At 54.7% G+C, this 14,642-nt stretch carries 13 protein-coding genes; 5 read left to right on the forward strand and 8 right to left on the reverse strand.

Annotated features, from left to right (window positions below; genetic code table 11):
• Nucleotides 1-15: 15 nt before the first annotated feature.
• From ACW9KT_RS13230 to mraZ, 4 genes are all read right to left on the reverse strand, one after another.
• Complete coding sequence (locus ACW9KT_RS13230) at nt 16-2,355, reverse strand: penicillin-binding protein (RefSeq protein WP_457081128.1); 2,340 nt, start codon at nt 2,353-2,355, stop codon at nt 16-18.
• Between the two features lie 87 nt (nt 2,356-2,442).
• Entirely contained in the window at nt 2,443-3,066 is a 624-nt protein-coding gene (locus tag ACW9KT_RS13235) for an FtsL-like putative cell division protein (protein ID WP_457081130.1), read from the reverse strand.
• A 6-nt stretch (nt 3,067-3,072) separates the two neighbouring features.
• On the reverse strand, nt 3,073-4,020 hold the full coding sequence (rsmH, locus tag ACW9KT_RS13240; RefSeq protein ID WP_457081132.1) for a 16S rRNA (cytosine(1402)-N(4))-methyltransferase RsmH: 948 nt from the start codon (nt 4,018-4,020) through the stop codon (nt 3,073-3,075).
• Entirely contained in the window at nt 4,017-4,490 is a 474-nt protein-coding gene (mraZ, locus tag ACW9KT_RS13245) for a division/cell wall cluster transcriptional repressor MraZ (protein ID WP_457081134.1), read from the reverse strand. Before mraZ ends, rsmH begins: the two co-directional genes overlap by 4 nt.
• Nucleotides 4,491-4,874: 384 nt before the next feature.
• Here mraZ and ACW9KT_RS13250 point away from each other — a divergent pair, with 384 nt between their 5' ends.
• The 4 genes from ACW9KT_RS13250 (at nt 4,875) to ACW9KT_RS13265 (ending at nt 9,276) form a co-directional block, all read left to right on the forward strand.
• The gene (locus tag ACW9KT_RS13250; RefSeq protein ID WP_457081136.1) at nt 4,875-5,321 is read left to right on the forward strand and encodes a hypothetical protein; all 447 of its coding nucleotides are present in this window, start codon (nt 4,875-4,877) and stop codon (nt 5,319-5,321) included.
• A gap of 101 nt (nt 5,322-5,422) precedes the next feature.
• Nucleotides 5,423-7,726 carry a TonB-dependent receptor gene (locus tag ACW9KT_RS13255; protein WP_457081138.1) on the forward strand — a complete coding sequence of 768 codons (2,304 nt, stop codon included), beginning with the start codon at nt 5,423-5,425 and terminating at the stop codon, nt 7,724-7,726.
• Between the two features lie 80 nt (nt 7,727-7,806).
• On the forward strand, nt 7,807-8,199 hold the full coding sequence (locus ACW9KT_RS13260; RefSeq protein WP_457081140.1) for a heavy-metal-associated domain-containing protein: 393 nt from the start codon (nt 7,807-7,809) through the stop codon (nt 8,197-8,199).
• Between the two features lie 339 nt (nt 8,200-8,538).
• Nucleotides 8,539-9,276, forward strand: coding sequence for a LytR/AlgR family response regulator transcription factor (locus ACW9KT_RS13265; protein WP_457081142.1), 738 nt, complete (start codon nt 8,539-8,541; stop codon nt 9,274-9,276).
• On the opposite strand, the gene ACW9KT_RS13270 is transcribed toward ACW9KT_RS13265, so the two are convergent.
• The 3 genes from ACW9KT_RS13270 to ACW9KT_RS13280 form a co-directional block, all read right to left on the reverse strand.
• Nucleotides 9,257-11,257, reverse strand: coding sequence for a tetratricopeptide repeat-containing sensor histidine kinase (locus ACW9KT_RS13270; RefSeq protein ID WP_457081144.1), 2,001 nt, complete (start codon nt 11,255-11,257; stop codon nt 9,257-9,259). The genes ACW9KT_RS13265 and ACW9KT_RS13270 overlap by 20 nt on opposite strands.
• A gap of 400 nt (nt 11,258-11,657) precedes the next feature.
• The gene (locus tag ACW9KT_RS13275; RefSeq protein WP_457081146.1) at nt 11,658-12,407 is read right to left on the reverse strand and encodes a fatty acid desaturase; all 750 of its coding nucleotides are present in this window, start codon (nt 12,405-12,407) and stop codon (nt 11,658-11,660) included.
• Nucleotides 12,408-12,512: 105 nt separating this feature from the next.
• Complete coding sequence (locus tag ACW9KT_RS13280; RefSeq protein WP_457081148.1) at nt 12,513-13,361, reverse strand: 4-hydroxy-3-methylbut-2-enyl diphosphate reductase; 849 nt, start codon at nt 13,359-13,361, stop codon at nt 12,513-12,515.
• Nucleotides 13,362-13,655: 294 nt separating this feature from the next.
• On the opposite strand from ACW9KT_RS13280, the gene ACW9KT_RS13285 reads away from it, so the two are divergent.
• Nucleotides 13,656-14,090 (forward strand): DUF2141 domain-containing protein, encoded by a 435-nt coding sequence (locus ACW9KT_RS13285; protein ID WP_457081150.1) that lies wholly within the window; start codon nt 13,656-13,658, stop codon nt 14,088-14,090.
• A 5-nt stretch (nt 14,091-14,095) separates the two neighbouring features.
• Here the strand turns inward: ACW9KT_RS13285 and ACW9KT_RS13290 are convergent, their stop codons facing one another.
• Complete coding sequence (locus tag ACW9KT_RS13290) at nt 14,096-14,566, reverse strand: hypothetical protein (RefSeq protein WP_457081152.1); 471 nt, start codon at nt 14,564-14,566, stop codon at nt 14,096-14,098.
• Nucleotides 14,567-14,642: the final 76 nt, after the last annotated feature.

A 14,642-nucleotide genomic window follows, 5' to 3' on the forward strand; every position in this document is an offset into this window, starting at 1 on the left:
TTGGGTGCTATTGGTCTAGTGAAGGCTTGTTATTAACACCTTCTTTTTATCCTTGCTGACTTCGGGCTTTTTCGCTTCTAATGGCTTTGATTCATCTCCCTGAAGCTTCTTTTTCATTTGCTCCTGACGCAGTAGCATTTTGGCGCGCTGCTTGGCTGGGTCAGGGTCGGCGGGGGTCAGCAGCTTGTTCTCGGCCAGTTTGGTTCGGGCCGGCGGTGGCTGTGGTTTGGATCCGGCCAGGCTGCCAATAGGCTGCAGTTCCAACGTGACTGTGGTGCCGCGCCGCAGGGGCGTACCCGCCGCTACCGACTGGCGATACACGCGGCCACTACCTACAATGCGCACGCGCAGTCCGCGGTTTTCCAGCAAGAATAGCGCATCGCGCATGGTCATACCACTCACGTCGGGCACCTGGCCGCGGCGCACGGGCTGCGCCTGCCAGGCTAGCGCGCGGGTATTAGTATCAGCGCGCACCCACTCTTCACCTGCTGCCTGGGGCTGGTGCTCCACCCCCAGCTTTTGGCACACCAGCGCCAGCTCATCCTGTAAGCCCGCCTTCACGGTAGGTATCCGCGTCTTGTTGAGCGGTACCCGAGCCAGCAAGGGGCGCTGGCTGGCAATGTCGCGGGCCATGGCTTTATCGGCTACCTCACGGAACACCGGTGCGGCTACATCGGAGCCATAAATGCGGCCTCGCTTGGGAGAATCGACAACTACGATGCAGCTATACTTGGGCTTATCGGCCGGGAAGTAGCCACAGAAGCTAGTTGAATACGTTTTGGTGTACTGTCCGTTCTTGAACTTCCAGGCCGTACCCGTTTTGCCAGCCATACTAAAGTCGGGCGACTTGATGGCCTTGGCGGTACCATCCAGCACCACGCCTTCCAGCATTGCCCGCACTTTGCGTAGGGTTTCCTCCGAGCATATTTTAGGGTTCAACACCTTGGACTCAAACTGTTCGATTACTTTGTCAGCCTGCCGGATTTCCTTTACAATAATGGGCTGCACTTTCACGCCGTCGTTGGCAATGGCGTTGTAGAAAGCTAGGGTTTGTAGGGGGGCCAATTTCAGCTCGTAGCCGATGCTCATGGTGGTGAGCGAGGTACGGCTCCAGCTTCGGTCGGTGGGGTCTTTCACGTAGGGACGTGCCTCACCGTGCATCTGAAAGCCCAGCGGCTTATCGAGGCCGAAGCGTTTGAGGTAATCAGTGTATTTGTCGGGCTTCTGTAAAAAATGGTCGTTCACCAGCTTCGCCACCCCGATGTTCGACGACTTCTCTACCACTTGCTGCACTGTAATCTTGCCATTGGCGTGGGAGTCGGTTTTCACAGCCCCGCCAATGTACATGCGGCCGTTGCCAGTGTCCACAATATCGGTCAGCTCCAAATCGGGGTTATCTTCAAACAGCGCCATCATGGAGGCCAGCTTGAAGGTTGAGCCCGGCTCGGTGCGGCCCTGGTCGGCAATGGCGTAGTTGTAATCCTCGCGGTACACGCCGTCGGCGGCCTTACCTAGGTTAGCCACAGCCTTGATTTCGCCCGACTGCACTTCCATCAAAATCACGCAGCCATACTGGGCGTCATTGTCTACTAGCGACTTGTAGAGGGCGTTTTCGGCTACATCTTGGAGGTTAATATCGATAGTGGTCTTGATGTCGTAGCCCGGCTGAGGTTTTATCTCGGTGCCATCATAAATGGGCTTGTTACCGCCAGGCAGGCGCTCAAATAGCGCTTCGCCATCTTTGCCTGCAAGTTGGGTGTTATAAGTAAACTCTAGCCCCGCTCCGTTTTTGTCTTCATTTAAGAAGCCTACGGTACGCTGGGCCAGGCCGCCAAAGGGCCGGAAGCGCTTGTCTACTTTCTCGAAAATAACGCCCCCCTTGTTCTTACCAGCCCGGAATATGGGCCACTGGGCCAGCTTCTTCTTGTCTTGATAATTGATCTGCCGCGAGTTCAGGCGCAGGTAACGCACCACCTCTTTCGACTTTTTCGCATTCATCAGCTTGCGCCGATACTCCTGGGCCGAGCGGTCGCCGAAAAACTGCGACAACAGCAGAGCCAGCGAGTCCACGTTATTGCGAAACAGTTGATTATCAACCACGCTCGGGTCCCAAGCTACGCGATAGAAGGGCAGCGAAGTGGCCATAATGCTGCCGTTGTCCGACAGAATAGTGCCGCGAGTCGCAAACACCGGCTGGTAGACCACGCGCCGCTCCTGCTCCAAGGCGCGCCACCGATCGCCCTCGTGGAACTGAATCCGCGACACCTTCCACACGATGGCGGCCGAGAATAGGCAGACGCCCAAAAACGCCAGCCGTACGCGGGTAACGATGGATTTTTTAACGTTTCCTTTCAAAGTATTGCTGATATAAAGCTTTGGGAAGAAGCTGGGGGGCTTTTTACTTTCTAAAACGCACCAAGCCAAAGCCCGGCGCTACCAAGGTTATTCGTCCGCCAAAACCGAATCGGCGCGGACAGCAGCTACCGAATCGGCAAGCGCCCGTGCCGCCAACGAATCGGCCGTGATGATGGGTAGTCGAACCAGCTCAGCCTCATCGAGGCGACCAGCGGGTACCGTGATGCGGAAGGGCGGTGAGGAGCTTTCGACCAAGCCATACGCTGCTACCTTGCGAGCCACCTCGCTCTGCTTGCTGGCCTCCATGTAGTCCGATTTCAGGGTGGTGTAGTCGGCGCGCAAGTCTTCGGTTTCCAGCTTCAGCTTCTGAATATTGCGGTTCATGCGGTAGCCATAGTGCGTGTTGCCAATGTAAAGCAGCGTCAGGAACATGATAAACAGCACGTGGGGCAGGTAGCGCACCGGCAACCCTTCCCGAAACAAGCCATCCATGCGCGTAATGCGCTCTAGCAGCGTAAACACGCTCCAGGAGTTGCGCGGCTTTGCGGCGGGGCGCGGGGCGCGGGGGGCTTCTTCCTCTACTGCTACTGGTAGCGGCTCAGGCTCGGGAGCCTGCACGGGCTCCGGGGCGGGCGGTGGCGGGGCCGCTACGGCGCGGGGCACGTTGGCGCGGGGCGTCGCCACGGGTGGTTTGATGGTATTGATAGCCATAGCAACTCAACTCTTAACTTTTTCCTGACTCCGCTCCGCCACGCGCAATTTGGCGCTCCGGGCGCGGCTATTATCGGCCACCTCTTCCGCCGACGCTTCCACGGGGCGCCGCGTGAGCACGGTGAAGGGCGTGTGCTGATGACCGTAAAAATCCTTTTCCACGTCGCCAAAGAACTTGCCCTTGGCCATGAAGTTCTTCACCAGTCTGTCTTCCAATGAATGATAAGACATGACCACCAAGCGGCCACCGGGCCGCAGCACCTGGGCCGTCTGCACCAGCATTTCCTGCAAAGCCGCCAGCTCATCGTTTACTTCAATGCGCAGGGCCTGAAAAACCTGAGCCAGGTACTTATTCTCCTTGCCCCGCGGCGTGCAGGGCGCAATTGCTTTTTTCAACTCGCCGATGGTACGCACCGCTTGAGCGCGCCGCGCCGCTACCAGCGTATTGGCCAGCGTGCGAGCGTTGGTTACTTCGCCGTACATGCCGAAGATGCGGTGCAGCTCTGCTTCCGAATACTCGGCCACTACCTCGGCGGCGGTGCGATCGGCATCCGGGTCCATGCGCATATCCAGCGGTCCATCGAAGCGGGTACTGAAGCCGCGCTCGGCTGTATCAAACTGGTGAGAGGAAACCCCCAGGTCAGCCAACAGGCCATCGACGGGCAGAGCACCGTGGGCGGCTAGCTCCTGCTGTAAGTCACGAAAATTAGCGCGGATAAACGTGAAATTCGGGCCAGCCAGAGCCGCCGCTTCCTGCTCGGCGTCGGCGTCTTGGTCGAAGCTGTAGAGGTGACCGGTGGTGAGCCTTTCCAGAATAGGCTTGGAGTGGCCGCCGCCGCCAAAAGTAACGTCCACGTAGCGGCCGCCGGGCTGTAAGTCCAGAGCTTGCAGGCACTCGGCCAGCATCACGGGGCGGTGGTAAGCCGCGCTGTTGGTAGGCTGCGCGGCACTCATGCGGCTTGTTGCCCTGCGGGGGGCGTTTCGGTAGACAAAAATTTCTGGGCCAGCTTAGAGAAGCTCTGCTGGTCTTTAATTAAGAACTCATCGTAGCGCTCCGGGTCCCAGATTTCGCAGCGGTTGCCCAGGCCCACAATGATGGCTTCTTTCTCGATGCCGGCGTAGCGCAGCATAGTTCGCGGCAGCATGAAGCGGCCGATGCTATCGAAGTCTACCTCCGTCATGCCGCGGAAGAAGTTGCGCTGAAACTGCCGATACTCTTCGTTGAACTCGTCCAGCGCCATCACCTTATCATGGATAATACGCCAGGCGGCGCGCGGGTATAGCACCAAGCAAGGCTCAAACCCCCGGACCAGCACTAGCTGATTACCGGAGGCTTCCGGCAGATTCCCCTTCACTTTGGCAGGCAGCACCAAGCGCCCTTTCGGGTCAAGCTTGCACTCATATTCGCCAGAGAGAAGATTCATAGGGTAGATCAGGCCGCTGGGCCATGAAAAAGGGAGGTTAGCAAAAGTACAGATTGCCTACCAAAAGGCAACCACGATTTACCATTTTCTACCACTACGCGAAAAGCCGTTTTTAAGATACTGGGGGGCTTTTTTCACTAAATTTTATTAGATCGATATGAAAAGTGGTAGACGGTGGTAGGCCTTTTGTCAAAATGTCAGGCTAACCTTTCTTGTGTGCTTACTTTAAAACGAGGAGCCTAAATCATATAGATCACTACCGAATTATTAGCTATTCTCAAGTGTTTAACTTGAAGCCCGTGCGACGGGGCATAAGTTGTGTCGCCCCATATTCAGTACCTTTCGATCCGAATTTGGCCCGCCCGGCTTCGTATCTTTGCACTCGTGAAGCGTCCACTTACACATCGGTTTTTCAGTGGCTTGCTGGCCCTGCTCGTCCTCACCGCCTCGGTGGGCCTGACGGTGCAACGCCGCACCTGCCACATGAGCGGCCGCAGCACGTCTGCTTTCACGTTCACGCCGGCCACCGATGCCTGCGAGCCAGTTCCTACGGTCTCCGCTTGTTGCGCTGACCTCCTCCAACTGCGCGAAGCCTGCTGCGATCTTTCAACCGATTTCCATAAGCTGAACGCCCCCGCCCCGGCCTTATTGGGGGGCAAATTCTTACCCGCTCCAGCCATCAATGCCTGGCTGCCGACTACGGTTTGGCCACCGTTTCCAGCGGCGCCTCTGCTCGCTCAGGCTGCTGTGCGCTGGTACGCTTCCGATGCCTCGCCCCCACCTCGGGCCGGGCGCGTGCTGCTGACTTTCGGCTGCACACTGGTAATCTAGAGGTATCTCCTAGTCATCTGCCTAGCTGAGTTGTATCAGTGTGGGCGTGCAGGGCTACTACTCCTGCTGTTGTCTTTGGAAATACTTCTACTCTTATTATTATGAGTTTTTTATCAAGGCGCAGTCTGTTGGCGCTGGGGGGCTTTTTATTCGCTCTCAGCGTAACAGCCGCCGCTCAAACTCCGGCCAGTCTGCCCGTACGTGGGCAGGTGACCGATGCCACTGCCGCCCCACTGCCCGGCGCCGTGGTGCGCTGGCTCGACGACCCTACCGATGCTACGACTACCGACGCGGGGGGCCTTTTTCGCATTCTGCGTCCCCTACGCGGCTCCACCCACCGCCTGATTATTCAATCATTAGGCTACCGTGCTGACACTATTGCTGTTGGCGCCACTGAGCAGTCGTTTGTGCGCGTGACCTTGCGCCGCTCGGCCGAGTTGGGTGAGGTGCGTGTGGAGGAGCGGGCCCTCTCCTACTCCGGCCTCACGCCCACCAATACCCAGGTCATTACTAGTCGCGACCTGACCAAATCGGCCTGCTGCAACCTAGCCGAAAGCTTCGAAACCAACGCCGCAGTAGAGGTCTCGACTACCGATGCCGTGTCGGGCGCCAAACAGATACAGCTGTTGGGTCTGGATGGTGCCTACTCCCTGCTCACGGTGGACAACTTGCCCGCCCTGCGCGGTCTGGCCACGCCTTACCGCCTGAGCTATTTGGCCGGCCCCTGGATTGAGAGCATTGACATTATTAAAGGTATGGGCTCGGTGGTGAACGGCTACGAAAGCATGGCTGGGCAGGTGAATGTGCGCCTGCAAGACCCTGCTAAAACCGACCGGCTGCTCTTTAATGCCTATGTCAATGACTTAGGCAAATTCGACCTTAATCTGAACCTGTCGGCGCCCGTCACCAAGAAGCTCAGCACTGCCCTGCTCCTGCATTCCGACCACCTCGGCCGCCGCGTCGACCGAAATAAAGATGGTTTTCTGGATTTGCCCCTGGCTACCCAGTATAACGTGTTCAACAAGTGGAAATACCAATCGGGCAATGGCATTGTAAGCGAAGTGGGCTTAGGCGCCTTGCGCGAAACCCGGCAGGGTGGGCAAGTTGATTTTCGAGAGGAAACAGCGAATCCTTACTACGGTACCACCCTCAGCACGAACCGCTACACCGGCTTTGCCAAAACATCTTACACCTGGCCTGGCCGCCCTTATCAAAGCCTGGGCCTGCTCCTCACTGCTACGGACCACGATTTTGACTCGCAGTACGGTCGCCGCACCTACGACGGGCGCCAGCGCACAGGCTTAGCTACCTTGCTGTTTCAGAGTGTGTTGGGCAACACCGCCCATACCTACCGCACGGGCCTGAGCTACTTGTATGACGATTTCCGCGAGGTACTGTTGCAGCCCGATTATACTTCGGTTCCTTCCGAAACAGCCACTCAGCGCTTCGAGCGCGAAAACCGCGCCCGCCGGGAGCAAGTGCCCGGGGCCTTCGCCGAGTACACCTACCAGAATGCTCGCAACCTAACGCTAGTCGGCGGCCTGCGCCTCGACCGCCACAACCTCTATGGCTGGTTCCTGACGCCCCGCGTCAATGTTAAGTACGATGTAGCTAAGAACACCATTCTGCGTTTGGCTGGCGGCACTGGCTTCCGCACTGCCAATCCCATTGCCGAAAACACAGGTATGCTAGTCAGTTCCCGTGACTTTGTGATTTCCAACAACCTCCGGCCCGAGCAAGCCTGGAACGTGGGGGGCAGTTTTACCCAGTACTTCACGCTGGCTGGCCGCCCCGCAACCTTTGTAGCCGATTATTACCACACTGAATTCCAGAATCAGGTGGTAGCCGATGCGTACTACTCGCCCAACCAGCTCAACATCAGCAACCTGCTGCCGGGTGGGCGCTCTTATTCGCGCAGTTTCCAGGCCGAAGTGCAGGCTGAGCCTCTGAAAGGCTTGCAGGCCAAAGCTGCCTATAAGTATCTGGATGTGCAGACTTATTACACCGGTCAGCTGCTGCCTAAGCCCCTTACGCCCCGCCACCGCGTGTTTGCCAACCTGGGCTACGCTACGGCTTTCGATAAATGGCGCGCTGATCTTACGATGCAGGCGCTCGGAAAAAGCCCCCTAGCCATGAGTCCTGGCATGGACGGGCAGCATGGCGGCCAACTTCCCGGCGAGCCGCTGCAGATGTCACCGCGCTTTGCTTTGTTTAACACCCAGATTACCCGCGCCTTCAAGCATTGGGACGTTTATCTAGGCGTTGAAAACTTAACCAACTATCGTCAGCGCGACCCTATTATGGGCGCCAACGACCCATTTGGGCCCAACTTTGACGCCGCTATGGTCTGGGGTCCAGTTTATGGGCGCGTTAGCTACTTGGGTTTTCGCTTCCGACTGGAGTAATTTTTGACTAGCTCTTGTTATTAACTAAAAAGCCCCCCAGACGCTTAATACCACACTTTCAAATTGCTCATTCTACTTATATGAAAAGCTTCAAATCCCTGCTCCTCACTCTCGCACTGGTAGCTATAGCGCCCTTCGCCAACGCCCAAACCAAGGCAACTGCCAAAGCTAAAGCAGATGCTACGGCACAGGTGCAGCTCAAAACGTCCGCCGTGTGCGACATGTGTAAGGCGCGGCTAGAGAAGTCATTGGCATATGAGAAAGGCGTGCAGGCCGCAACCCTTGACGTGCCAACCCAAATGCTCACGGTGACTTACCGCCCCGATAAAACCAACCCTGCTGCCCTGCGCACGGCTGTACAGCGCACCGGCTATGATGCCGACGCCCAGCCCGCCGACGACCGGGCGTATGATAAGCTCCCGGAGTGCTGCAAAAAGACTAATGGTGTTCACACCGACGGCGCTAAGCATTAAACTCTTTTACCCATGTAAAAAGCCCGAATCATTTTGATTCGGGCTTTGGTTTTTATAGTCGGTAGATTTTTACTGATGCTATTTCAGCTAGTTATCACTAATAGCTTGATTCTTTCAAAAGCTGGCAGCATTATTTCATATAATTTTTACAAACACATTCCTTCTATATACTAAGTCCATTATGCTTGCTAGGGCCTGTATTTATAGAGTAACGGCCCAAAAGAGTATACCAGTAAGGTTCCTAGACAGTTGAACTCTGTTAAGATGATTTTAAATGAATAGCTCTGATTATCTAAATCTTATTATATTCACACCCTACCAACTAGTAATTTTTCCTTTATGAAGATTAGTTGTCTGCTTCTTGATGACGACCCGCTGGTGCTGGAGTTGTTGCAGGCGTACATAGCCATGACGGATGTACTGGAAGTGAAAGCAGTTTTTACTGATCCGCTCGAAGCTCATAGTTATTTGACTCACAATGAGGTACAAGTACTATTTACTGATGTAACAATGCCCCATCTTAGCGGCTTGGACCTCGTGCGAGCTTTGCGGCATCCTCCCCTCGTCATTCTAATGACTTCGTTTCCGCAGTATGCCATGGAGGCTTTCAATCTCGATGTAATTGATTTTATGCTGAAGCCCATCACCCTCGATAGATTTCTGCGGTCGGTGAGCAAGGCGGTAAGTCTAGTGCGCAATTCAACCGCGACGGAGGCCGACATCTATGAGCAAATTTTGCTACCTGGCTCCTTCTTCATCCGCATCGATTCACAGTTTGTGCGCCTAAACTACCACGAGGTAGTGTATGTGGAAGCTCTTAAAGATTTCACCAAAATTTATACTACCGATGGGCGTACCCATCTTACATTAGTCAATCTGAAGAATTTGGAAGAACAGTTACCCACTGGCATGTTTGTTCGCACTCACCGCTCGTATTTGGTGAACACCATGCATATAGAGTCAGTAAGCAGCCAGGAAGTGCGTGTAGGCGGTCAGAGCCTGCCCTTGGGCCAGACGTACCGGGAGCGCCTAACCGAAGGCGTAGTGAACCGCTCGCTTATCCGGCGGCAGCACTAGCGCCCCGGTCCATACCCAGCATCTGAGTAGAAGCGGGCAGCGTGAAGCGGAAAGCTGTACCGCGCCCCACTTCGCTTTCGAAAGTTAGCTCGCCTCCGTTGCGCTCCACAAAGTCCTTGCAGAGCAGCAGGCCCAAGCCAGTGCCCTTCTCGTGGGCCGTGCCCAGAGTAGAATGCGGCCCACCCTGACCGAAGATCTTTTGCCGGTCGGCAGTGGCAATGCCCAGCCCCGAATCGGTAACGGTAATTTCCCACATGGTGCCTAAGCGCTGAGCCGCTACAGTTACCGTTCCCGAGTCGGGCGTGAACTTGATGGCATTGGACACGAGGTTGCGCAGGATCAGCCGAATCATGTTCAGATCGGCATGCGCTACGAGGGGCTCCTGCACTTGATTCAGCAAGTAAATTTTCTTGCGCTCAGCGTCGCTCAACAGCAGCGACAAAGTTTCTTCTACTACCTCATCTAGGTATACCGGCTCAGGCCGCGTCGCCTCCCCCGCCATTTGCGCAGCCGACCAGTTTAGCAGGTTATCCAGCAAGCGCAACGTTGTGTCTAGCATACGACTTAGACGCTCCGAGTGCACTGCCAGTCGCTCAGGCGGCAAAGCCCCCATATTTAGCAGAGAAAGCATAGAATACAAAGACCCTAGCGGACTGCGTAAGTCATGCGAAATCACTGAGAAAAGCGTGTTTTTGGTCCGATTCAGCAGCCCTAGCTCATCTCGCTGCGCCTGAATGGCGATATTCTGTTGCTTTAATAAGGCATTCAGGCGCTGATGGCGCCGCCGACTGCGGTACAGTATTGCTGCCAGCACGAGCAATGCTACAGTGCCGGATAGCAGAATATTGCGCTGCAATCGCTGCCTATGCAAGCGACTGACCTGAATCTGTCGGTCCTTAGTTAGTAGTTGAATTTCACGCTCCTTCTTTTCGGTCTCATAACGGGTCTGCAATTCAGCTACCTGCGCTGACCGCCGCTCGGCAAACACGCTATCCTGGAGGTCAGCGTAGTGGCGCAAGGCCTGCAAACTCAAGGGATATTGATTTGTCAGTTGGTAATGACTGGCCAGCGAGTGGTAGATGCCGCTGAGCTGTTGAAGTGAGCCTGCCTGCCGCGCCAACGGCAGCGCCTGCCGCAAATACATTACTGCCCTATCGGGGTTACCAATCGAATCTTGAGCTGTGGCCAGGGAGTGGAGCAGGTCGGCTAGATAGCCGGGGGCCGTACTAGGGGGCAAATGGGCAAGCGCTTGGGTGTAAATGCTTGCCGCTACCTCCTGGTTGTTCATGGTCTGGTACACCTGCCCAATACTGGTGAGTGTCTGCCCAGTACAGGTACTATCCTGGTACTGCAACGCCAGCCGATACGCTCGTTGTAGGTAGTATAATGACCGGCTGAAATGGCGCTCTTGGCGGTGCACGAGACCAATATTGTTCAGAGCAACCACCGTTTGGTAGTCGTTGCCGACTTGCTGCCAAGCCATTAAAGCCTGCTCGTGGTTTTTCAACGCTTGAGCCCACCGTGATTCACTAGCGTATAAATGACCAAGCAGTTCGTGCCCCTGCGCCACTCCGACCAGATCATGCAGCACTGCGAATGACTGTAGCGCAAGCAGATAAGTTTCGCGCGCTTTGCCCGTGTCACCTTGGCTAAACCGCGCACTGCCTAAGGCATAGCGCGCGGCTGCTGCACGGCGGGCATCATGCGCCCGCTCATAATGATGCACTGCCTCGGCAATGTGGGGCACAGCTTCATTGGGGAGGCGTAGGGTTTGGTAAACTTGCCCAAGCTGCAGCTGAGCCAGCGCGACCCGGGGGGCATTTTGGGAAGCCGTAGCTGCTTTCAGTTTCTGTTTTGCCCGCTTTAGTGCTTGCTGGGGGTTAGTGACTGTGCCCTTATGACTAAACTGTTCGTGCAGTTGGGCTGCGGTGGGGCGAGATGTTGCTGTGCTGTCTGCTACCGCCGCTTCGGTAACGCTCATTAGTAGCCCCACAGTCAGCATTCCCAAGCGAACTTGCCGCCCAGTAGGCCAACCGAACCTTCCCATAGCAGTTGAGCTTAGAACGACGCTGACACACAGTTTCAGCACTCGTAGCGCATAGGCCCGAGCACTAGGTAGAAGACTGGCTAAAACTGTGAGTACCAAACTATCAACTTAAATACGTGATACCGCGCTAAGTTGGGATTTTTTTAGTTAGAAAAAAATATAGCTATTACTATACTTCTCGAAAGTCAACCTTACAGTGCCCCAAAAGAGCTAAAATATTATATGTAGCGTAGAAATAAGTTTTTATTTTTTAGGATAATTACAAGTAATCACAAACAAAACCGCTCCCTTGAGTTGCATTCAAGGGAGCGGTTTTGTTTGTGATTACTTGTAATTATTGCTGCTCTGCGGCTTCTTTGGCTTGCCATAGCCGCCACCAAGGCAAATAGGGCTGATCGTGGTGCTCGTAGTGATAGCCGAAAAAATAGCAGCTCACAAATGCCCATAGGTGGTGCCGAAACTGGCTGCGCGATTTGTGAGGATTGTGCTCGGCATGCTCGCCGCGGTGGGGTAAGTAGGTACCGAAGAAAAACAACTGCACGGTAGCCAAGATGGCGGGTATCATCCAGAAGGCAATAACATTAGCCTGCGGAAAGAATAGCTTCAAAACATTGTAGGTAGCAGCCATTAGCACGACTTGCCACCAGGTAACGTAGTTCCAAGCGAAGCGCGCCAACCATGGCAGAAAGCCTGGATGACGACCATCGTGAAAATCGGGGTCATCGTGCGTACCTACGTGGCGGTGGTGCTGATGATGCTTGGGTAGCATTCTGGGAAACCAGTTGAAAGCAAATAGCAAGGCTGCTACAGTACCAAACCCATTATTTAGGCGCTTATCAGCACTTACTACGCCGTGCATAGCATCGTGAGCCGTGATGAAAAGGCCAGTGTAGAGATGGGTCTGCAGCAGTAGCAGCAGATACGGCCAGGGCGTACGCCAGTCAGGCACGTAGAAGGCTAGCAAAAACGTCAATAACGCCCCCCAGGCCACCAAAATCCCCCCCGCCACCAACACGCCCTTATTGCCAACTGGCACTGGCTTCAACCGAGTAGGCTGAGAATGAGTGGGAACGGTAGCGTGCATTCGTTTTACTAAGGCCAGTAGATTATTGTGGTATACGGCTGGCAGCGGCCGGATGCGGCGTCTGTCAAAGGATAATCAACGATTTATAATTTCTTATCAGACAGTTCATAAGGCTAGCAAGGCGTCTCGAACATCTTCCATCAGCCACATAGGCGTACTGGTAGCTCCACAAATTCCAACCGACTGCCCCGGCTGAAACCAACTGGCACATAGTTCTTCCACCTTCGAAATAAAGTGAGTTTGCGGATTCGTCTCTTTGCAAACTTGATACAGCACCTTACCGTTGCTGCTCTTGGTGCCCGATACAAACACGATTTGATCAAATTGAGCGGCAAACCTACGCAGGTCTTTGTCGCGGTTGCTGACCTGCCGACAGATGGTGTCGTTGGCGTTGATGGCGTAGCCGCGCTGCTCCAGTTCGCCCTTAATGCGGTAGAAGCTGTCTGTACTTTTGGTGGTCTGGCTGTAGAGAGTGATGTTGGGGGGCAATTCGTGGCCTAGCAACTCGTCCAGGTTCTCGAAAACGACTGCGTTGCCGCTGGTCTGGCCCAACAGGCCGCGCACTTCAGCGTGGCCGTGCTTGCCATATATAAATATACGCTCTTGCTTGTCGTAACTGGTTTTGATGCGGTTTTGCAGCTTCAGCACCACAGGGCAGGAAGCGTCAATCAACGTCAGATTGTTCTTCAGGCCGATCTGATACGTGCTCGGCGGCTCGCCGTGGGCCCGAATAAGCACCTTTTCATCGTGCAGCTGAGCTAGCGTGTCATAATCGATGATGCGCAGCCCGCGCTGCTCTAGGCGCTCTACTTCCTCGTCATTATGCACAATGTCGCCGAGACAATACAGGTAGCCCTGTTCGTCAAGAATATCCTCGGCCATTTGAATGGCATAGATGACGCCGAAGCAAAAGCCAGAGTTAGGGTCAATACGGACGCTCAGATGGTGCGGCATAGCTCGGTAACCAGGAAAACCGCCAGAAGGTTATCGCTTAAAACTGGCACTGTTCATAAGGTATACAATAAGGAAGCCCTATAGTTCAGCTTGCAGTAGTTATAGATTGGTAATCTGGCTTCTACAATTTCCAAAATCATTGCCTTATTGCAAAATACCGGAACAAGATTAAGCACTTTTGAAGGTTGGCACGTAGTGTGTCGCTAGCTTTGGCTACCGGATTCGGCCCGGTTTTGCCCCAAGCCACCTCTACTTCTCTCCTACTTGCACTTGCTTCATTCCTTTTTTTCGATCATGCTGCTTCACATAGCAGTTTTCACTTCAGCGATTTTCGGAGGCAGCCTTACCGACTCCGATACTCCGGCCGCCGGCACCATCGTGGGCACTGTCACTAACCTGCGCAGCGCTCGCGGCATCTGTTTTGTGTCTCTCTACGACCGCAAAGAAGGCTTTCCGGGCAAGACAGCCGTGGCCACTCAAAAGGTAAAACTCACCGCCAAGGAATGTACGTTTGTCTTCGAGAAACTACCGAAAGGCGACTACGCCATAGCCGCCTACCACGACGAAAACAACAACGGACGCCTAGATACCAACCTGATCGGTATTCCTACCGAGGGCTATGCCTTCTCCAATAATCCGCGCACCACGATGGGACCACCATCTTTTGCCGAAGCCAAAGTGATGGTGCACCATAAGCGTGTGCAGATAAACCTAGCAATGAAGTATTAGGGCCTCTAAACTGCTATCTGCTCCAAGGATTGGGCTTGCTCAGCGCTTACATGCCCCCGGCCAATTAGGAAATTGCGCACCGTATTGAACGCCTCCGCGTCGAGCCCTGAGGCTGGATGCTGAAACAGAGCATCCAGCAGAAACTGGCGGTCCTCTTCTACGTGAGTACTCAAGCCTAAGAAACCAGGAATATTGCTTTCTACACTGAAGCGTAAAAACCGGACTTCGGCGCTGGTAGCATCGGCCCCTACTGCTTGTTCAAAAAGGCGGGTGGCGGCCTGCGCATAGGTCAGCTTGTTAAACATGGAAGCGTCGCGGGCCCGGATTGCTTCGGCGGCGGCTTTGTAGGCTAGTGGCAGGGCCTCGTTGCCTTCGTAGCCACTGGTGAGCTTGTAGAATTTCTCGCCCGCAGCTTTGTCGGCGGCAGCTTGCTCGTAGTGGCGGCGCAGGGTAGGGAGGTCGTAAGTAGAACTCATAAAATGAAGGTGGGTGGAAGTTGAGATTTTTAGTTAGCGGTGAAAAAGCCCCCCAGCGCCCGGCGAAGGTTCTGGG

It is taken from the genome of Hymenobacter sp. HD11105, assembly GCF_054051685.1.